20 protein-coding genes are annotated in these 18,356 nt (G+C 61.0%); 6 read left to right on the top strand and 14 right to left on the bottom strand.

Annotated features, from left to right (window positions below):
* Nucleotides 1-46 precede the first annotated feature (46 nt).
* From B0W55_RS05400 to B0W55_RS05350, 11 genes are all read right to left on the bottom strand, one after another.
* Nucleotides 47-550 (bottom strand): DUF2878 domain-containing protein, encoded by a 504-nt coding sequence (locus B0W55_RS05400; protein WP_077044989.1) that lies wholly within the window; start codon nucleotides 548-550, stop codon nucleotides 47-49.
* The gene (locus B0W55_RS05395; RefSeq protein ID WP_077044988.1) at nucleotides 543-1,814 is read right to left on the bottom strand and encodes a cyclopropane-fatty-acyl-phospholipid synthase family protein; all 1,272 of its coding nucleotides are present in this window, start codon (nucleotides 1,812-1,814) and stop codon (nucleotides 543-545) included. The genes B0W55_RS05400 and B0W55_RS05395 overlap by 8 nt, the downstream gene beginning before the upstream one ends.
* Nucleotides 1,801-2,616, bottom strand: a complete 816-nt coding sequence (locus B0W55_RS05390; protein ID WP_077044987.1) for a DUF1365 domain-containing protein — start codon at nucleotides 2,614-2,616, stop codon at nucleotides 1,801-1,803. The genes B0W55_RS05395 and B0W55_RS05390 overlap by 14 nt, the downstream gene beginning before the upstream one ends.
* A complete protein-coding gene (locus tag B0W55_RS05385; RefSeq protein ID WP_077044986.1) occupies nucleotides 2,613-3,860 on the bottom strand; it encodes an NAD(P)/FAD-dependent oxidoreductase in 1,248 nt (415 codons plus the stop codon). Before B0W55_RS05385 ends, B0W55_RS05390 begins: the two co-directional genes overlap by 4 nt.
* A complete protein-coding gene (locus B0W55_RS05380) occupies nucleotides 3,857-4,639 on the bottom strand; it encodes an SDR family oxidoreductase (RefSeq protein WP_077044985.1) in 783 nt (260 codons plus the stop codon). Before B0W55_RS05380 ends, B0W55_RS05385 begins: the two co-directional genes overlap by 4 nt.
* Nucleotides 4,636-5,058 carry a nuclear transport factor 2 family protein gene (locus B0W55_RS05375; protein WP_077044984.1) on the bottom strand — a complete coding sequence of 141 codons (423 nt, stop codon included), beginning with the start codon at nucleotides 5,056-5,058 and terminating at the stop codon, nucleotides 4,636-4,638. The genes B0W55_RS05380 and B0W55_RS05375 overlap by 4 nt, the downstream gene beginning before the upstream one ends.
* Nucleotides 5,051-6,499 (bottom strand): deoxyribodipyrimidine photo-lyase, encoded by a 1,449-nt coding sequence (gene phrB, locus B0W55_RS05370; protein WP_175645470.1) that lies wholly within the window; start codon nucleotides 6,497-6,499, stop codon nucleotides 5,051-5,053. The genes B0W55_RS05375 and phrB overlap by 8 nt, the downstream gene beginning before the upstream one ends.
* Before the next feature lie 21 nt (nucleotides 6,500-6,520).
* Complete coding sequence (locus B0W55_RS05365; RefSeq protein WP_077044982.1) at nucleotides 6,521-7,462, bottom strand: MerR family transcriptional regulator; 942 nt, start codon at nucleotides 7,460-7,462, stop codon at nucleotides 6,521-6,523.
* Entirely contained in the window at nucleotides 7,462-8,421 is a 960-nt protein-coding gene (locus tag B0W55_RS05360) for a DUF523 and DUF1722 domain-containing protein (RefSeq protein ID WP_077044981.1), read from the bottom strand. The genes B0W55_RS05365 and B0W55_RS05360 overlap by 1 nt, the downstream gene beginning before the upstream one ends.
* A gap of 217 nt (nucleotides 8,422-8,638) precedes the next feature.
* Nucleotides 8,639-8,854, bottom strand: coding sequence for a TIGR02450 family Trp-rich protein (locus tag B0W55_RS05355; RefSeq protein ID WP_077044980.1), 216 nt, complete (start codon nucleotides 8,852-8,854; stop codon nucleotides 8,639-8,641).
* Nucleotides 8,851-9,837, bottom strand: a complete 987-nt coding sequence (locus B0W55_RS05350; RefSeq protein WP_077044979.1) for an NAD(P)/FAD-dependent oxidoreductase — start codon at nucleotides 9,835-9,837, stop codon at nucleotides 8,851-8,853. Before B0W55_RS05350 ends, B0W55_RS05355 begins: the two co-directional genes overlap by 4 nt.
* A 197-nt stretch (nucleotides 9,838-10,034) precedes the next feature.
* Here B0W55_RS05350 and B0W55_RS05345 point away from each other — a divergent pair, with 197 nt between their 5' ends.
* Nucleotides 10,035-10,937, top strand: coding sequence for a TIGR01777 family oxidoreductase (locus B0W55_RS05345; RefSeq protein WP_077044978.1), 903 nt, complete (start codon nucleotides 10,035-10,037; stop codon nucleotides 10,935-10,937).
* Between the two features lie 13 nt (nucleotides 10,938-10,950).
* On the top strand, nucleotides 10,951-11,976 hold the full coding sequence (gene hemH / locus B0W55_RS05340) for a ferrochelatase (protein WP_077044977.1): 1,026 nt from the start codon (nucleotides 10,951-10,953) through the stop codon (nucleotides 11,974-11,976).
* A 113-nt stretch (nucleotides 11,977-12,089) separates the two neighbouring features.
* On the opposite strand, the gene B0W55_RS05335 is transcribed toward hemH, so the two are convergent.
* Nucleotides 12,090-13,364: a uracil-xanthine permease family protein gene (locus B0W55_RS05335; protein ID WP_077044976.1), complete on the bottom strand. Its 1,275-nt coding sequence runs from the start codon at nucleotides 13,362-13,364 to the stop codon at nucleotides 12,090-12,092.
* A 2-nt stretch (nucleotides 13,365-13,366) separates the two neighbouring features.
* Nucleotides 13,367-14,005, bottom strand: a complete 639-nt coding sequence (gene upp / locus B0W55_RS05330) for a uracil phosphoribosyltransferase (protein ID WP_077044975.1) — start codon at nucleotides 14,003-14,005, stop codon at nucleotides 13,367-13,369.
* 164 nt (nucleotides 14,006-14,169) lie between these two features.
* Here upp and B0W55_RS05325 point away from each other — a divergent pair, with 164 nt between their 5' ends.
* The 4 genes from B0W55_RS05325 to B0W55_RS05310 all read left to right on the top strand — a co-directional run bounded on the left by B0W55_RS05325 (nucleotide 14,170) and on the right by B0W55_RS05310 (nucleotide 16,185).
* The gene (locus tag B0W55_RS05325; RefSeq protein ID WP_077044974.1) at nucleotides 14,170-14,727 is read left to right on the top strand and encodes a hypoxanthine-guanine phosphoribosyltransferase; all 558 of its coding nucleotides are present in this window, start codon (nucleotides 14,170-14,172) and stop codon (nucleotides 14,725-14,727) included.
* Nucleotides 14,728-14,730: 3 nt separating this feature from the next.
* Nucleotides 14,731-15,204: a WbuC family cupin fold metalloprotein gene (locus B0W55_RS05320; RefSeq protein WP_077044973.1), complete on the top strand. Its 474-nt coding sequence runs from the start codon at nucleotides 14,731-14,733 to the stop codon at nucleotides 15,202-15,204.
* Between the two features lie 144 nt (nucleotides 15,205-15,348).
* Complete coding sequence (locus B0W55_RS05315) at nucleotides 15,349-15,834, top strand: hypothetical protein (RefSeq protein ID WP_077044972.1); 486 nt, start codon at nucleotides 15,349-15,351, stop codon at nucleotides 15,832-15,834.
* 63 nt (nucleotides 15,835-15,897) lie between these two features.
* Entirely contained in the window at nucleotides 15,898-16,185 is a 288-nt protein-coding gene (locus B0W55_RS05310) for a PA4642 family protein (protein WP_077044971.1), read from the top strand.
* Between the two features lie 186 nt (nucleotides 16,186-16,371).
* Here the strand turns inward: B0W55_RS05310 and mqo are convergent, their stop codons facing one another.
* Nucleotides 16,372-17,880, bottom strand: a complete 1,509-nt coding sequence (mqo, locus tag B0W55_RS05305) for a malate dehydrogenase (quinone) (protein WP_077044970.1) — start codon at nucleotides 17,878-17,880, stop codon at nucleotides 16,372-16,374.
* Nucleotides 17,881-18,356: the final 476 nt, after the last annotated feature.

Raw genomic sequence — 18,356 nt, 5'->3', positions numbered from 1 at the left:
GTGTAAGGCAGACGGCCGAGGCTGTGGGAAAGGCCGGACGGGATGTTCACTCATGCGCATCGCCAGCCAATCGCAATGCCATGGCATGCAGAAGCGGAAACAGCAGCGCCCACAGCAGTGCGATCCCGACCAGCGTCGGTAACTGGCCGTAGGGGAACTGCACCCCGGCCAACTGTCCGCCGGCGTAATATGACAGCGGGCCGCCTGCCGCGCCCAGCACACTGGCCCGCCACCAGGGCCTGGCCGTCCACACCAGGCAATGGCGCAGGGTGGTTGCCAGCAGCGCCCACAGCAGCATCAACCAGAGCGGAATCAGGGGTGAGTTATCGCTGAAGTCGAATACCCCCAGCCAGCGCAGCAGGCTGTCGACGGACGTGCCGACGATCACCACGCTGAGTATCAACCTACCTTCCTCGGCCCAACTGCTTATCCACAGCAGATGAATCACCAGTGCCGCCAGTGGCACCCACAGCCACAGGCTGTTGCCTGCGATCACGCAAACGAACCAGCCAAGCTGAAACAGCGCGGCATTGGCCAGCCGTTCAAGCATCGAAGCGGCCGAGCAAGGGGGCGGTGATCGCTGCCGGTTTGGCCAGCAACAGCTGCGCGGTACCGATGCTGCGTTCCAGAAAGCCCCCTTCGCAGTAACACAGGTAAAACTCCCACAACCTCAGGAATTGCTCGTCGTACCCCAATTCGCCCAGGCGAACCTGGGCACGGCGAAAATTCACATGCCACAGGCGCAGGGTGCGCGCGTAATGCAGGCCGAAGTCCTCCATGTGCAACAGGTTCATGTCGGTGTCGCGGCTGACGATCTCCAGCATCTTTTGCACACAGGGCAAGGCGCCGCCGGGGAAGATGTAGCGCTGGATGAAATCGACGCTGCGCCTGGCCTGTTCGTAGCGCTGCTCGCGAATGGTGATGGCCTGCAACAGCATCAATCCGTTGCTCTTGAGCAAATGCGCGCATTGCTTGAAGTAGGTGGGCAGAAAGCGATGACCTACCGCTTCGATCATCTCGATCGACACCAGTTTGTCGTATTGGCCGCTCAGATCGCGGTAATCCTTGAGCAACAGCGTGACCTGGTCTTGCAGCCCCAGGGCTTGGATCCGTTGCGCGGTGTAGGCATGCTGCTCCCTGGAGAGCGTGGTGGTGGTGACCTGGCAGCCGTAATGCTGCGCCGCGTACAGCGCCATGCTGCCCCAACCCGTGCCGATTTCCAGCAAATGATCGCTGGGTTTGAGGTCGAGCTTCTGGCAGATACGTTGCAGCTTGTTCAACTGCGCCTGTTCGAGGCTGTCTTCGGGGCTCATGAATTGCGCGGCCGAATACATCATGGTCGGGTCCAGAAACTGTTCGAACAACTCATTGCCCAGATCGTAGTGGGCGGCGATGTTTTTCTGCGAACCCGCACGGGTGTTGCGGTTGAGCCAGTGCAGGGCCCGGACGAACGGCCGACCGAGTTTGGCCAGGCCACCTTCCAGCGCATCCAGTACATCCAGATTGCTGACGAAAACCCGGATCACCGCCGTCAGGTCCGGCGAGCTCCAGTAGCCGTGAATATAAGCCTCGCCGGCGCCGATCGAGCCATTGCTCGCCACCAGTCCCCAGGCTGCCGCGTCGTGGATATGGATCTCCCCCAACAAATGACTGCCGGCCGTGCCGAACACATGGCGTTCGCCCTCGTCGACAATCACCAGTTGACCGTGTTCAAGGTGCGCGAGTTGGCGCAGTACGCCGCGGCGCAACAGCGATCCGGTCAGGCCGTTGGCATTCAATAAGCTGGCTTTGGCCAAGACACTAGAGGATTTCATGGCGGCGATCCTTGGGCGGAACGATGGCGGTCTGGAAGCTGCCATCGGCAGCCTGATGGTTAAAAATGGGCACGCGTTTGATCAGCAGGCGCAGGGCTTGCCAATAAATAGCCAGGCAGGTTTTTGCGGTCATCCACGGAAAACGCCGTAGATAACGGTGCAGGCTGCTGCGATCGAGGGCTTCGCGTTTGAGGTTGAGCGTGGCGTCGAACAATTTCAGCTCGCCCTGCCAGTCAGCCATGTGCACACCGAGCGATTGCGCGGCGGGGCTGAAGCTCATCCGGTGTTCAAGATCCCGAGGCAAAAACGGCGAGACATGAAAGGCCTTGGCGACGGCGAAATGTTGATGAAAGTCGCGCAGGTCCTGCGGTGTTCTGGCCGGCAACACGTAGTGATAGCGCTCGCGCCACGGGGTATTGGTCACTTCGGCGAGGATCGCCGCCAATTGGCCGTCGGCTTCGTAGCAATAGAAAAAACTGACCGGGTTGAACGCCAGGCCCCAACTGCGGGGCTGTGTCAGCAGGCAGATCGAACCTTGCGGAGCATGACCGATCCCCAGGCACACCTGTTCGCGCACCGCATCGCTCAAGCGCATGCCGTTGGCGGTGAAGGCCTTGAGATAGTCGCTTTCGCGGAACGAAAACGGCGAGAAACGGCGCCTGCCCGACAGCGGCGACAGCGCCAGCACGGCGTCCTGCTCCGCCAGATCCAGGTACAGCAAACCGATTCTGTAACGGAACTGGTGGTTTTTCGGCGAGAACCGCCGATGTGCGATCCAGCCGCTGTAGAGGGCACTGTTCACAGCGCTTCACCGAACGATCGGGCAACGCGCAGCGCGCTGACCACGCCATCTTCATGGAAGCCGTTGGCCCAGTAAGCGCCGCAATAAAAGCTGTGTTGCGCCCCGTTCAATTCTTCCCAGCGTTGCTGGGCGGCCACGGTGCTCAGGCTGTACTGCGGATGGGCATAGGTGAACCGGCCGAGCACTCGGGAAGGCTCGATGCCGGCGCTTTGATTGAGGCTGACGCAAAACGTGGTATCACTCTGGATCCCTTGCAGGATGTTCATGTTGTACGTCACCGCAGTCCGCGTGTGGCCGGCACCGCCGAGGCGATAATTCCAGCTGGCCCACGCGAGCCTGTTGGAGGGCAGCAGGCGGGTGTCGCTATGCAGCACCACTTCGTTGTCGGCGTAGGGCAGGGCGCCGAGGATCGATTGTTCGGCGGCACTGGGCTTGGTCAGCAGGGCCAGTGCCTGATCGCTGTGGCAGGCGAACACAACCTTGTCGAAGCGCTCACTGCCAGCGGCGCTGTGGATAACGACGCCGTCTTCGTCGCGTTCTACCTGTGTCACCGGGCAGTTGAGGCGGATCCGGTCTTTGAAACCGGCGGTCAACGGCGCGATGTACGCGCTCGATCCACCCTCGATCACGCACCATTGCGGGCGATGGTTGACCGACAGCAAACCGTGATTCTTGAAAAAACGGACAAAGCCTTGCAGCGGAAACCCCAGCATGTCGGCCATGGACATCGACCAGATTGCTGCACCCATGGGCACGATGTAATGCAGGATGAAGCGTTCGCCATAACCCCCGGCCTTCAGGTACTGGTCCAGGGTGGTATCGGCGCTGATCCGGCCTTCGGCGAGGTCGGCCTGAGCCTGTTTGTTGAACCGCAGGATATCGCGCAGCATGCCCCAGAAACCTGGCGAAAACAGGTTGCGACGCTGAGCGAAGAGGCTGTTTAAATTGTTGCCGTTGTACTCCAGGCCGCTGTCCGGGTCGGTGACCGAAAAGCTCATTTGCGTCGGCTTGAAGCCGACGCCGATCTGGCTCAGCAAACGGATGAAATTCGGGTAGGTCCAATCGTTGAACACAATGAAACCGGTGTCCACGGCATGGCGCTGGCCATCGACGGTCACCTCCACGGTATGGGTGTGGCCGCCGACCCGGTCACCGGCCTCGAAGAGTGTGATCTCGTGGTTGCGGTTAAGCAGGTAAGCGCAGGTCAGCCCCGAAATGCCGCTGCCGATGATGGCGATATTCACGGCGAATCCTTGATGGGTGGATTGCTGCGTACCATGCGTTTGCCGATGGCGAGCTTGACCCGGTTGGGCATTTTCGACAGTGGCCAGAGCGCGGCCATGAACAGGGCCGGGAAAGCGATCTCCAATGGACGATGCTGGAGCTTGGCGAAGATGTGTCGCGCGGCTTTGCCCACCGGCCAGCTCAGCGGCATCGGGAAATCGTTTTTCGCGGTCAACGGGGTGTCGACAAAGCCCGGGCTGACCACAGTCACTTCGATGCCTTCCGGCGCCAGGTCAATGCGCAACGACTCGAACAGGTAGCGCAGCCCGGCTTTCGACGCGCCGTAGGCCTCGGCCCTGGGCAGTGGCAGGTAGGTCACCGAACTGGCGACGCCCACCAGATGCGGTGCAAGCCCTGCCCGCAACAGCGGCAGGGCCGCTTCGATGCAGTAACTGCTGGCCAGTAGATTGGTGCGTACCACGTGTTCGATGATCGAAGCGTCGAACTGCTGGACATCCACGTATTCACAGGTGCCGGCATTGAGGATCACGGTATCGAGCGAGCCCCAGACTTCAGCGATTTGCTCACCGATTTCGCGCACGGTCTGGCTGTTGGTCAAGTCGCCGGGGACCACCAGTACTTGACCGGGGTAACGCTGCGACAGCACTTTGAGTGGCGCCACCGAGCGTGCACTGACGGCCAGGTGGGCGCCGGTTTTCAGTATTTCTTCGGCCAGTGCCGCCCCGATGCCACTGCTGGCGCCGGTCAGCCAATAGCGCCGTGGAGATGTAAAACTCATCCCATTCTCCTTTTCAGCCAGGCGATTGCCCGGCCCAATACGGGTAAATGTTCGTAGAGCAGGGCCCCGGCGTCGAAGTAGTCGCGGTGCCAATAAACCTTGTCGCGCCAGTGCAGGTGTGAGCAGCCGTCGACGCGGATCACCCGCCCGTTGGCCAGTCGGGGATGACGGTAGCTCATGACCCAGCGCAGATAACCTTCGCCTTCAGCGACCTGGTCGAAGCCGTGAAACTCGAAATGCAGCTCGCTGACGTTGGCGTACAGTTCACCGAAGTAGTCGCGCAACTGCTCCAGGCCCTGCACGTCATGCAGCGGGTCAGTGAAGTGCACGTCAGCGGTGTACAGCTCGTTCAGGCGTTGAAGGTTGTCTTTGTCCAGGCCTGCAAATTGCCGGGCGAAGCGCCGAAGAAAATCACTCACGGTCACCTCCGGCATCCGCATGTCGCGATGGCAGGTTTTTGAACGCCGCCAGTGCCCGCGTGCGGGAGGTGCTGAGATTGACGATCGGCGAGGGGTAATCCGCCACCCCGAACAGGCCACCCAGGTTCGCCGGGTTGTGCACGTCTTTTTTGTTCAGCGCCGCCAGTTCCGGCAGCCAGTGCTTGATGAATATCCCTTCGGGGTCGAATTTTTCCGATTGGCTCAGCGGGTTGAAAATCCGGAAGTACGGCGCCGAATCGGTGCCGGTGGAGGAACTCCACTGCCAGCCGCCGTTGTTCGCGGCCAGGTCGCCATCGATCAGGTGGCGCATGAAAAAGCGTTCGCCTTCGCGCCAGTCGATCAGCAGATTCTTGGTCAGGAACATCGCCACCACCATGCGCAGGCGGTTGTGCATCCAGCCGGTTTCCAGAAGTTGGCGCATGGCCGCATCGATGATCGGCAAGCCGGTGCGCGCTTGTTGCCAGGCAGCCAGTTCTTCGGGGGCATGGCGCCAGGCCAGGGCTTCGGTCTCCGGGCGAAAGGCGCGGTGGCGAGACACTCGCGGGTAACCGACCAGAATGTGTTTGTAGAACTCGCGCCACAGCAGTTCGTTGATCCAGGTCACCGCGCCGACCTTGCCGCTTTCGAACTCGCCCTGATTGCTTTGCAGGGCCGCGTGCAGGCACTGGCGCGGCGAAATCACCCCGGCCGCCAGGTAGGTCGAGAGCTGGCTGGTGCCGGGTTTGGCCGGAAAGTCCCGTTCGTTCTTGTAGTAGTCGATCTGCGCGTCGGCAAAGCTGTCGAGGCGGCGCTGCGCTTCGGCTTCACCGGCAGGCCAGAGGTCTCGCAGGTTCTGGGTCGGCGTTACGAACCCGTCGACGCTCGAAGGTATGTCGTCGTTGTCGATGCCCAGCGGCGCTTGCGCCATGGGCGTGCTGACCAGATTTGGCAGGGAGCGATGCAGGCGTTCGTAGCACACTTTGCGGAACTGGCTGAACACTTGAAAGTAGCTGCCGGATTTGGTCAGGACGGTGCCGGGGGCGAACAGCAGTTGGTCGAGATAACTGTGGAACCCGATGCCGTGAGTTTTCAGCACCTCGCGTACCGCCGCATCACGACGGCTTTCGTGAATGCCGTACTCGTCGTTGACGTGCACTGCGTCGATTTTCAATTGCTGGCATAGATCAAGGAGAACCGTCGGCGCGTCATCCCAGCGAGGTGCGTTGCGGATCAGCAGGGGAATGTTCAGTTCGCTCAGCGCGCCACTCAACGGCGGGAGGTTACGCAACCAGAAATCCACTTTGCACGCGGCGTCGTCATGCGCCTGCCACTGTTGCGGGCTCAGCAGGTACACGGCCACGCAGGGGCCTCGGGCTGCGGCAGCCGAGAGGGCGGTGTTGTCGTGCAGGCGCAGGTCGCTGCGCAGCCAGATCAATTGCATGGGAGCGTTCGCACTGTTCATTCAGATGAGTCCGCGCTGGACCAGGTCCTGATGAGCCGATAACGGGTCTTCGGCCAGGGACAGATCAGCAATCACGGATGTTTTGGCGGACAACTCGGCGTGGTGGATGCACACCGTTGGTCCGACGATGATTTTCGGGCCGTTGACGCCGTTCAAGGTTTTCGTCAACTGCGGCAGGTTCATGGCTTTGCTGGAATACAGCAGTACGCCCCGGGCCTGCAGATGCTCCACCGCCAGCGCCAGTTCGCCGACGGGCAGCGGCCAGTCGAACACTTCCACCGGACAATCGGCGCTGCTGATCAGCCATGCGGTCAGCCACAGGTGCGGCTCGAGCGGCAAGTCCGAATGATTGATCAGCAACAGGGGCGAAGTGCGCAACTGCCGGTTGTTATGGTAGATGCGCGCGCCGAATTTGCTGCGCAGCCAGGAATAGAAAAACACCCGCTCCATCTGCGCGCCAAACTGGCCTTGCCAGCGTTGCTCCAGATCGGCCAGCAACGGCAGCAACAGTTGCTCGCACAGGGTGCGCGGCGGGTACAGCGCCATGGTTTGATTGACAGTATCGTCCAGCGTGCGCTCGGCCAGTTGCGTCACCGCTTGCATCAAGGTCTGGCGCAGCCGATGCCAGTCGTTTTCCACGACTTCTGCCGTGGCCTGGGGGGCATCGAGCAGTTGCTTGACCTGGCTGACGGCAACGCCACGGTTGAGCCAGGTGAGGATTGTCAGGATGCGTTGCACATGCTCGGCGCTAAACAACCGATGCCCCTTGGGCGTGCGCTGCGGCACGATCAGGCCATAGCGCCGTTCCCAGGCACGCAGGGTGATGGCATTGACCCCGGTTTGCCGGGCGACTTCGCGAATGGGCAGCCAGCCGTCATCGAGGGCTTTTTTGAAGTCGCTGCCGAAGTCTTCGCTGGCGCTGGTGTCAGGTTGGGCTTTCATCAGATGGCGTTTCGCAGGCTGAGATTTTCCGGATGCGGTTGCAGGTAAACCTGCTGCGCGATGTAAGGGTCCGGGTGCTGGCGAAAGTGATGCTTGAGCAGCGTCAGCGGCACCACCAGCGGCACGATGCCGTGGCGGTACTGGCCGATGACGTGCTGCACTTCCTCTTTATCCTCGGCACTGATGGCCTGTTTCAGGTAACCGCTGATGTGCTGCAAGACATTGGTGTGGGTGCGGCGCGTGGCGCATTTTTTCAGCGCGGCCATCAGTTGGCTGAAATAGCGTGGCCCGAGTTCCTGCGGATCGGTGCGGCCCATGTTGCCCAGCAGATTGCCCAGGGCTTTGTATTGCACCGGGTTGTGGGCCATCAGCAAATACTTGTACCGCGAATGAAATTCCGTGAGCCCGCGACGGCTCAGGCCTTGCTGCAGCAGTTGCTGCCAGGCGTGGTAGGCGAAGACGCGGGTGAGGAAATTTTCCCGCAGCACCGGGTCATTGAGACGGCCGTCTTCTTCCACCGGCAAGTCTGGATGCTGCGCGCAAAACGCCCGGGCGTAGATACCCTGACCGCCGCCGTCCTGCGGCGCGCCGTTGGCGTGGTAGACCTTGACCCGCTCCAGGCCGCAGGACGGTGACTTCTGCATGAAGATGTAGCCGCAGATATCATCCAGTTGGGCGGCCATTTGCTGTCCGTACTGCGCCAACTGTCCGGTGACATTGAGCAGGGGATTGACCGTGCCGACCGCCTCGGGCCGATCGGTATCGCCCACCAGCCGGATCGGTTCACGCGGAATGCCCATCCCAATGGCGACTTCCGGGCAAACCTGGACGAAGTCGAAGTAATCGGTCAGGACATGGCTGCACAGCCGTGAGGCCTTGTGCCCGCCGTTGAAGCGCACCTCGGCGCCCATCAGGCAGGCGCTGATGGCGATTTTCGGTTTGGGGGCGAGTGGCAGCATCGGAGCACCTCGGAATCAAAAACCTGTACAGATTATTAAATCTGTACAACTTAGGTTCATCATAGATTCAAAGGTGTACAAGTCAAATTCTTTGTACAGGTTTTGCGCGCGGTGATGATTCCCTGTGGGAGCGGGGTTGCTCGCGAAGGCGGGGTATCAGTCGAATGAGGTGGCGAGTCGTGATAAGTCTTCGCGAGCAAGCCCGCTCCCACAAGGGCTAGTGCCAGCCTGTGCGCCAAGTCGCGCTGTCCTGCAGGGTTTGCCAGGCAAAGCGTTCAGTGCGCCGGGTCAGCACCGCTTGCAACTCGACTTGGCGAACCGTGCCTTCCTCGTCGCGCAACAGCTCGGTCACCAGAAAGTGTTTTTCGCGGTTGAGCGGGCGAGCTGCTGTCCACTTCGACAGCAGCAATTTGTTCGGATTGAGGCGGTTCACTGCAAGTGCTCATGCAGTCGGCGCGCCGCTTCCTGGCCGCTGAGCCAGGCGCCTTCCACGCGCCCCGACAGGCACCAGTCGCCGCAGGCGTACAGGCCCAGGTCGGCATCGGCCAGGGTGCCCCATTCGTGGCTGCTGCTGGGACGAGCGTAAAGCCAGCGGTGGGCGAGGCTGAAGGTCGGTGCGGGCATGGCGCTGTGCAATAGCTCGGCGAAGGCGCCGTGCAATTGTTCGATCACTGCTTCCTTGGGCAGGTCGATGTGCTGGCGGCTCCAGGCACTGGTGGCATGCAGGACCCAGGTGTCCAGGGTGTTGTCGCGCCCGGGTTTACTGCGGTTGCGCGCCAGCCAGTCCAGTGGGCTGTCTTGCACGAAGCAGCCCTCCATCGGGGTATCCAGCGGTGTTTCGAAGGCGAGGGCGACGGCCCAGGTCGGGTCCATTTTGACCCCGGCGGCGGCACCGGCGAGTTTGGGTGCCGAGGCCAGCAGGGCGGTGGCCTGCGGGGCCGGCGTGGCAATGACCACATGGCTGAAGGGCCCATGGGTAAAGCCTTCAGCGTCCTGCAGATGCCAGTGTTCTTCGCCGCGATAGACCTCAGTGATCCGGCAGGCGAAATGCACTTCGAGGTCGCCGAGCAAGGCGCGGGTGATGGCGCTCATGCGTGGGGTGCCGACCCAGCGCGTCTGCTCGTCCGGCGACAGATCGAGCCGGCCGCCGTGGAAGGTGTACAGCTGCGGTGTCCATTCGGCAACCCAGCCGTTGGCTTGCCAGCGCTGCACTTCGGTGACGAAGCGCCGGTCACGGGCCGTGAAATATTGCGCCCCCATGTCCAGGGCCCCCGCATCGCTGCGCTTGCTCGACATGCGGCCGCCACTGCCGCGGCTTTTATCGAAAAGCTGCACGACATGCCCCTTGTCGGTCAGGGCCTGGGCGGCTGAGAGCCCGGCAATGCCGGTGCCGATGATTGCGATAGGTACAGTCATAAGGGCCTCGTTTACCTTTCTGTACAGACTACGCCGTGGTTAAAACCTGTACAATATTGTTTTTTGGTACAACTTTTAGCCTTATCGTTCAGACAGCTTGGCCTATTGTTAAACACAGACACTGCCCGATATCAAAGATCCCTTGCTTATAAAAATAGACTAGTGATCAGGGTTAAACGCCACGCGAGGAAGACGTCATGCACATATTGCTGACCGGCGGTACTGGTTTGATAGGGCGCCAGCTGTGTCGACACTGGTTGACCCAGGGACATCGCCTGACCGTGTGGAGCCGCGAACCTGCGAAAGTGGCCAGAATCTGTGGTGCCCAGGTGCGGGCAATCGCACGGCTGGAGGAGATGGGGCCGGACCCCGTCGATGCCATCGTCAACCTCGCCGGCGCCCCGATCGCTGATCGCCCGTGGACTCATAAACGCAAGGCCTTGCTGTGGAGCAGTCGCATCGCCCTGACCGAAACCCTGCTGGCCTGGCTCGAAACCCGAGCGCAAAAGCCCCAGGTCTTGCTTTCCGGCTCTGCCGTGGGGTGGTACGGCGACGGGGGCGAGCGCGAGCTCACTGAAGATTCGCCACCGGTGATCGATGATTTCGCCAGCCAGTTGTGCATCGCCTGGGAAGAAACCGCTCAACGTGCCGAAGCGATGGGCATTCGTGTGGTGCTCGTGCGCACGGGGCTGGTGCTGTCCGCCGAAGGCGGCTTTTTGTCGCGGCTGTTGCTGCCGTTCAAATTGGGGCTGGGCGGGCCGATCGGCAATGGCCGGCAGTGGATGCCGTGGGTCCATATCAACGATCAAATCGCCCTGATTGATTTTCTTCTGCATCGCCAGGAAGCCCGCGGTCCCTATAATGCCTGTGCGCCGAAACCGGTACGCAATCGCGAGTTCGCCAAGACCCTGGGCAGTGTGTTGCATCGCCCGGCGTTCATGCCGATGCCGGCCTTTGCGTTGAAGGTCGGGTTGGGCGAAATGTCGTTGCTGTTGCTGGGGGGGCAGCGAGCCATGCCGGCGCGTTTGCTTGAAGCGGGTTTCACTTTCCAGTTCACTGATTTGCGTGCGGCCTTGGACGACCTGTCCAGCCGCCTCTGAAATAGGACGTTGCATGACCGATCACGCGTTGCTCCTGGTCAACCTGGGCTCACCGGCCTCCACTTCGGTGGCGGACGTACGCCGCTACCTCAATCAGTTTCTGATGGACCCCTACGTGATCGACCTGCCATGGCCGGTGCGGCGTCTTTTGGTGTCGTTGATCCTGATCAAGCGGCCCGAGCAGTCGGCCCATGCCTATGCCTCGATCTGGTGGGCGGAGGGCTCGCCGCTGGTGGTGCTCAGCCAACGTCTGCAACAGGCCATGACTGCCCAGTGGCACCACGGCCCGGTGGCGCTGGCGATGCGCTACGGCGAGCCGTCCATCGAGACGTCGCTGCTGCGCCTGGTCGCCCAGGGCCACAAGCGCATCACCCTGGCGCCGCTTTATCCACAGTTCGCCGACAGCACCACCACCACGGTGATCGAAGAAGCCAGGCGGGTACTGCGCGACAAGCACCTCGATGTGCAACTGTCGGTGCTGCAGCCGTTCTACGATCAGCCCGAATACCTCGATGCCTTGGTGGCGACGGCCAAGCCTCACCTGCAACAGGACTACGATCACCTGCTGCTGAGCTTCCACGGCTTGCCGGAGCGACACCTCAAGAAGGTCGACCCGAGCGGCCAGCATTGCCTGAGAAATGAAGACTGCTGCAAGAACGCCTCGCCGCAGGTGTTGGCTACGTGCTATCGGGCGCAATGCCTGCGTACGGCGCAGGCGTTTGCCGAGCGCATGGGGTTGCCGGACGGCAAGTGGTCGGTGTCGTTCCAGTCGCGTCTGGGGCGGGCGAAGTGGATCGAGCCCTACACCGAGACTCGCCTGGACGAGTTGGCGGCAATGGGCGTGAAGAAACTGTTGGTGATGTGCCCGGCCTTCGTCGCCGATTGCATCGAAACGCTGGAAGAGATTGGTGATCGCGGCAAAGAGCAGTTCCGCGAAGCGGGAGGAGAGGAATTGGTGCTGGTGCCGTGCCTCAACGACGACCCGCGCTGGGCCCATGCGTTGAGTGTCTTGTGCGAGCGAGCGCCGTTGATGCTTTAAAAGCCTCGCGGGCAAGCCTCGCTCCTACAAGTCCTGTGTCGATCCCCTTATTGAGGAACGACACAGATCCCGTAGGAGCGAGGCTTGCCCGCGATAGCGATCCAGAGGCTCGCTTAGATCAGCGGCTCATCCGCCTTCTTGTGCTTCCAGCTGTCATTGCCCGGCAGGATCAGGTTGAGCGCAATCGCCACCACCGCGCACAGCGCGATGCCTTTGAGGCCGAAGTCGTCCGGACCGGTCCCGGTGCCGACCAGCACGCCGCCAATGCCGAACACCAGGGTCACCGAGACGATCACCAGGTTGCGCGCTTCGCCCAGGTCGATCTTGTGGCGAATCAGCGTGTTCATGCCTACCGCCGCAATCGACCCGAACAACAGGCACAGAATCCCGCCCATCACCGGCACCGGAATGCTTTGCAGCAGCGCACCGAATTTGCCGATGAACGCCAAACTGATGGCGAAGATCGCCGCCCAGGTCATGATTTTCGGGTTGTAGTTCTTGGTCAGCATCACCGCGCCGGTCACTTCGGCGTAGGTGGTGTTCGGTGGTCCGCCGAACAGGCCGGCGGCGGTGGTGGCAATGCCATCGCCGAGCAGGGTGCGATGCAGGCCGGGCTTCTTCAGGTAATCGCGACCGGTCACGCTACCCACGGCAATCACGCCGCCGATGTGCTCGATGGCCGGGGCCAGGGCCACCGGAACGATGAACAGGATCGCCTGCCAGTTGAACTCGGGTGCGGTGAAGGCCGGGATCGCGAACCAGGGTGCGGCAGCAATCTTCGCCGTATCGACCACGCCGAAATAGAACGACATGCCAAAACCCACCAGCACGCCGGAAATGATCGGCACCAGGCGGAAGATGCCCTTGCCGAATACCGCGACGATCAGGGTGGTCAGCAGTGCCGGCATAGAGATCATCATCGCCGTCTGGTAGTGAATCAGCTCAGAGCCGTCGCCGGCCTTGCCCATCGCCATGTTGGCGGCAATCGGTGCCATGGCCAGGCCGATGGAAATGATCACCGGGCCGATCACCACGGGCGGCAGCAAACGGTCGATGAAACCGGTGCCTTTGATCTTCACGGCCAGGCCCAGGAAGGTGTAGACGAAACCGGCCGCCATCACGCCGCCCATGGTCGCGGCCAGGCCGAACTGGCCCTTGGCGAGAATGATCGGGGTGATGAAGGCAAAGCTCGACGCCAGGAACACCGGCACCTGACGTCCGGTGACGATCTGGAACAGAATCGTCCCCAGACCTGCGGTAAACAGCGCCACGTTCGGGTCAAGGCCGGTAATCAGCGGCATCAACACCAGGGCGCCGAAGGCCACGAACAGCATCTGTGCGCCAGACAGCACCGTGCGCCAGAGCGGATCGTTGAACTCATCCTGCATGGTCACGCGTCCTTCTGCTTGGTGCCGAAGATCTTGTCACCGGCATCGCCCAGGCCCGGGATGATGTAACCGTGCTCGTTCAGTTTCTGATCAATGGAAGCGGTGTAGATTTTCACGTCCGGGTGAGCTTTCTCGACGGCAGCGATGCCTTCAGGTGCTGCGACCAGCACCATGGCGCGGATGTCCCGGCAGCCGGCTTTTTTCAGCAGGTCGATGGTGGCGACCATCGAGCCGCCGGTGGCGAGCATCGGGTCGATGATCATGGCCAGGCGTTCGTTGATTTCCGGTACCAGTTTTTCCAGGTAGGTGTGGGCTTCGAGGGTCTCCTCGTTGCGGGCCACGCCCACGGCGCTGACCTTGGCGCCCGGGATCAGGCTGAGCACGCCTTCGAGCATGCCGATGCCGGCGCGCAGGATCGGGACGACAGTGATTTTCTTGCCGGCGATTTTTTCCACCGACACGGTGCCGCACCAACCTTCGATATCGTAGGCTTCCAGCGGCAGGTCTTTGGTGGCTTCATAGGTCAACAGGGCGCCGACTTCCTGAGCGAGCTCACGGAAATTCTTGGTGCTGATGTCTGCGCGGCGCATAAGGCCGAGTTTGTGACGGATCAGCGGATGGCGGATCTCGAGGATGGGCATGGGAAAGGCTCCGGCGGCGGGCAAAAAAACCGGCCTAGATTAATCTATCCGAGGGTGTTGTCCTATAGACATACAGTACGTTAGTCCACAAACGCTTGATCTGACCGTGCGGGATGCGTACCTTTGCCCGCTTTTCCTGAATACCCCACCCCTTGGAGAGCGCCATGTCCGCTGATCTCGAGCATATCCGTCAAATCATGCGAGAGGCTGACTGCCTGTACACCGAAGCTGAAGTCGAGGCGGCCATCGCCCGCGTCGGTGCGCACATCAACGAACAGATGGCGGACACCAATCCGGTGGTGTTCTGCGTGATGAACGGCGGCCTGATCTTCGCCGGCAAACTGCTCACTCATCTGCAATTCCCGTTGGAGGCGTCCTACCTGCACGCCACTCGTTACCGCAACGAAACCAGCGGTGGCGAGCTGTTCTGGAAAGCCAAGCCGGAAGTGTCGTTCATTGACCGTGACGTACTGATCATCGACGACATCCTCGATGAAGGTCACACCCTGGGCGCGATCATCGATTTCTGCAAACACGCCGGCGCGCGCAAAGTGCACACCGCCGTGCTGATCGACAAGGACCACGACCGCAAGGCGCGTCCGGACCTGAAGGCCGATTTCGTCGGTCTGCCGTGCATCGACCGCTACATCTTCGGCTACGGCATGGACTACAAAGGCTACTGGCGCAACGCCAACGGGATTTTCGCCGTTAAAGGAATGTAAGCAATGGCCACACCGAGCTTTCTTGATCAAACGCTGTTCACTGAATTGGCCGAGAAAGCCGGGGTCAACCCGCGTGGACGCCAGCATCACAACTTCCACCAGATGGAAGATGCCTGCCACCGCATGGCGGTGGGCCTGCAACCGAGCACCTACATCCCGCCTCATCGCCACCTGGGCGACAACAAGGCAGAGACCTTGCTGGTGCTCAAGGGGCGGCTGGGATTGTTGATTTTCGACGAAGCTGGCGCAGTGGTGAACAAGCGGATCTTGCAGGCGGGCGGCGACTGTGTCGGCGTGGATTTGCCGACCGGTGTGTTCCACGGCCTGGTGGTGCTGGAAGCCGACAGCCTGATGTTCGAATGCAAGGCAGGGCCTTATCGTCCGGTGGGCGAAGGCGAGCTGGCTGACTGGGCGCCCCGTGAAGGCGAACCTGGCGTGGCTGACTATCAAGCGTGGATGCGCGCGCAGTTCGATTGATCCCTTATCTCCCCCTGTAGGAGCGAGCATGCTCGCGATGAACCCAAGGCCACGGCGGGGCACCTGGTTACCCGCGTCATCGTTGACGACCATCGCGAGCATGCTCGCTCCTACAGGGGGACGCGTTCACCCTCGGAGCTTTTCATGAGTCTGTTGATCCGCAGCTGCGCCGCCCTTTTGCTCACCCTTAGCCTGCCCCTGGCCGCTGCCCCGGCGCCGATGCACGCGCAATTCCTGCCCCCCGATGACCTGACCCTGCGTGATGCCGAACCGGAACAGCAGCAACTGCTGCAAGTCACCGAATATTCGGTGGTGGTCGGCAGCCAGCGCCAGTCCAATCAGCAGCCAATTCCGGTCACGTCGCCGCTGTCGATCCGCCTCAAGGGCAAATCCCTGAACAAGGGCGCGACGATCAGTCAGGTGCTGGTCAATTTTGACGGCGAAAGCAAAAGCCTGAAAAAACCGGTCTACGACGACCAGAGCAAGACCCTGACACTGTATTACCCGGTGGCGCAGTACCGGGTGATCATCGATTTGTTGCGCAACGACACGGTGTATTGCCAGTTCCTCAGCTACGCCAACGGCCATGTGTGGGCCGATCTGCACACCGGCAGCGTTCGTCCGCGTTGAGTGCCGGGCCCGGGCAGGGGTAAACTGCCCGCCCCGTGAAATGTCTGCGAGCTGGAGTCGGCAATGCGTAAAGATAAGAAACAAGTGATTGGTGACGAGATCGGCGACGAGCAGATCAAGTTGTTTCTCGATTTCGAACCGGTCGACGCCACTTCGCCGTCCCTGCACAAACTGATCAAGGCCTACCGTGGCCTGCGTATCGACGATTTCGAACGGTTCCTGACGTTCTTCGTCGAGGCCGGTTACGACGTAGACGGCAAGGATGAGCAAGGCAATGATTTCATCGCCCTGATCCAGGATCAGCGCAACGCGCCGGATTACATCGAGCTGATCAACAAAGCTCGCGGCTGATGGCATTTGTGGCGAGGGTGCTTGCTCTCGCTTGAGTGCGCAGCATTCACAAATCACCGTAGATCATTCGATTTTCGGGCCGCTTCGCAGCCCAGCGGGAGCAAGCTCCCTCGCCACAAACTATCCACAGCCACAAAAAATCGCCCCGCCCTCAGAGAGGGACGGGGCGTTTTTCATGGGGTCGAATCAAGCGTAGCTTTCGGTCTCGCTGCTGGCTTGAACCAGTTCCAGTGCCACGTTGTTCTGCGCGTTGATCTTGCGATACAGCGCCGCGTCGGTTTCCAGCACCTTCTCGCGAGCCGGGAAGATTTCCGCCAGTTTGGCAGCCCATTCACCCTTGGCCTTGCCCGGGAAGCATTTTTCGATCAGCTCGAGCATGATCGAAACCGTCACCGATGCACCCGGGGAAGCGCCCAGCAGAGCGGCAAGTGAGCCGTCCTTGGCCGCGACCAGCTCGGTGCCGAACTGCAGCACGCCGCCTTTTTTCGGGTCTTTCTTGATGATCTGCACCCGTTGGCCGGCCACTTCCAGGCGCCAGTCTTCGGCTTTGGCTTCGGGGTAGAAGCGGCGCAGGGAGTCCAGGCGCTGCTCCATCGATTGCATCACTTCGCTGACCAGGTATTTGGTCAGGTCCATGTTATTTTTCGCCACGGCCAGCATCGGCCCGATGTTGCCGGCGCGAACCGACATCGGCAGGTCCATGAAGGAGCCGTGCTTGAGGAACTTGGTGGTGAAACCGGCGTATGGCCCGAACAGCAGGGACTTCTTGCCATCGACCACGCGGGTGTCCAGGTGCGGCACGGACATCGGTGGCGAACCCACGGCCGCCTGGCTGTAGACCTTGGCCTGGTGATGCTTGACCACTTCAGGGTTGTCGCAACGCAGCCACTGGCCGCTGATCGGGAAGCCGCCAAAGCCTTTGCTCTCTTCGATGCCCGATGCTTGCAGCAGCGGCAAGGCCGCGCCGCCAGCGCCCAGGAACACGAATTTGGCATCGACTTCACGGCTGCTGCCGCTGTTGACGTCCTTGATGCTGACGGTCCAGCCGCCATTGTTGCGCTTCAGGCCGGTCACGCGCTTGCAGTACTTGACCTGGGCATCGGGTGCGCTGGTCAGGTGCTTGAGCAACTGATTGGTCAGCGCGCCGAAATTGACGTCGGTACCATTGATCACGCGGGTGGCGGCGAGCACTTCATCAGCCGAACGTCCCGGCATCATCAGCGGCATCCACTCGGCCATCTTGGCCTTGTCTTCGGTGTATTCCATGTCGGCGAAGGCGTGGTGCTTGCTCAGCACGTTGAAACGCGACTTGAGGAAGGAAACACCACTGTCACCCTGGACGAAGCTCAGGTGTGGCACCGGGCTGATGAACGACTTGCACGAGCCGAACGTGCCTTTTTTGGTCAGGTACGACCAGAACTGCTTCGACACCTCGAACTGGGTGTTGATGTGCACGGCTTTCTTGATGTCGACGGTGCCATCGGCAGCCTGCGGCGTGTAGTTGAGCTCGCACAGGCCGGCGTGACCGGTACCGGCGTTGTTCCACGGGTTGGAACTCTCCGCGGCACCGGAATCCATCAGCTCGACGACTTCCAGCTTGATCGCGGGGTCGAGCTCTTTGAGCAGCACTGCGAGGGTGGCACTCATGATGCCGGCCCCTACCAGTACTACGTCGACTGCTTCGTTATGCGCCATTTAACGCGTCTCCAAAATCTGCAGCACCAAATTGACGGCATGGCTGCCAGGCGTTCCGGGGCGTGTCAGTGTGGCCCCTGGGAATTCATGGCAGGATCGCCATGTCCGAATCTTCGCAATTTTTTGCAACTTCGACGGACGCTGCCTGCCGGGTCTGATCAGAGCTCCATGAACTCATTTCGACGCGCTGCTGGCAATTCGACTTATGGTCGATACATCCGTTTGTGCAACCAAATCCGTAGCGGACAGGCTTCAGGCTCCGGTATACGAGGTGTACTCGGTCCTGTGTCGTCGGGCTGTTGTAGACGCTAATGGTGCATATTCAGACGCAAAACTATTCATTTGCTCGCCACACTCTTGTGAAGTTGTGAAAACCCGTTTTTTTCACGCTCTTTTGAAGACGTGAACCTCAAAAAAGGGCTGTCCCAGCCTGGCACCGTGCCCGGATGATTGGCCGCCAGTGATGCATGGCGGGA

The organism is Pseudomonas sp. KK4 (assembly GCF_001984065.1).
In the GTDB taxonomy this organism is placed as follows: Bacteria; Pseudomonadota; Gammaproteobacteria; order Pseudomonadales; family Pseudomonadaceae; genus Aquipseudomonas.
The sequence above is the reverse complement of the archived record's forward strand: the minus strand, read 5'-3'. Positions and strand labels throughout refer to the sequence as shown.

Excerpts from the sequence above, each read along its gene's own strand:
- B0W55_RS05395 (WP_077044988.1), bottom strand. The coding sequence starts at position 1,814 with ATGAAATCCTCTAGTGTCTTGGCCAAAGCCAGCTTATTGAATGCCAAC.
- upp (WP_077044975.1), bottom strand. The coding sequence starts at position 14,005 with ATGCCCATCCTCGAGATCCGCCATCCGCTGATCCGTCACAAACTCGGC.
- B0W55_RS05380 (WP_077044985.1), bottom strand. The coding sequence starts at position 4,639 with ATGAGTTTTACATCTCCACGGCGCTATTGGCTGACCGGCGCCAGCAGT.
- phrB (WP_175645470.1), bottom strand. The coding sequence starts at position 6,499 with ATGCAATTGATCTGGCTGCGCAGCGACCTGCGCCTGCACGACAACACC.
- mqo (WP_077044970.1), bottom strand. The coding sequence starts at position 17,880 with ATGGCGCATAACGAAGCAGTCGACGTAGTACTGGTAGGGGCCGGCATC.
- B0W55_RS05345 (WP_077044978.1), top strand. The coding sequence starts at position 10,035 with ATGCACATATTGCTGACCGGCGGTACTGGTTTGATAGGGCGCCAGCTG.
- B0W55_RS05320 (WP_077044973.1), top strand. The coding sequence starts at position 14,731 with ATGGCCACACCGAGCTTTCTTGATCAAACGCTGTTCACTGAATTGGCC.
- B0W55_RS05325 (WP_077044974.1), top strand. The coding sequence starts at position 14,170 with ATGTCCGCTGATCTCGAGCATATCCGTCAAATCATGCGAGAGGCTGAC.
- B0W55_RS05400 (WP_077044989.1), bottom strand. The coding sequence starts at position 550 with ATGCTTGAACGGCTGGCCAATGCCGCGCTGTTTCAGCTTGGCTGGTTC.
- B0W55_RS05360 (WP_077044981.1), bottom strand. The coding sequence starts at position 8,421 with ATGCTGCCACTCGCCCCCAAACCGAAAATCGCCATCAGCGCCTGCCTG.
- B0W55_RS05310 (WP_077044971.1), top strand. The coding sequence starts at position 15,898 with ATGCGTAAAGATAAGAAACAAGTGATTGGTGACGAGATCGGCGACGAG.
- B0W55_RS05365 (WP_077044982.1), bottom strand. The coding sequence starts at position 7,462 with ATGAAAGCCCAACCTGACACCAGCGCCAGCGAAGACTTCGGCAGCGAC.
- B0W55_RS05350 (WP_077044979.1), bottom strand. The coding sequence starts at position 9,837 with ATGACTGTACCTATCGCAATCATCGGCACCGGCATTGCCGGGCTCTCA.
- B0W55_RS05335 (WP_077044976.1), bottom strand. The coding sequence starts at position 13,364 with ATGCAGGATGAGTTCAACGATCCGCTCTGGCGCACGGTGCTGTCTGGC.
- hemH (WP_077044977.1), top strand. The coding sequence starts at position 10,951 with ATGACCGATCACGCGTTGCTCCTGGTCAACCTGGGCTCACCGGCCTCC.
- B0W55_RS05315 (WP_077044972.1), top strand. The coding sequence starts at position 15,349 with ATGAGTCTGTTGATCCGCAGCTGCGCCGCCCTTTTGCTCACCCTTAGC.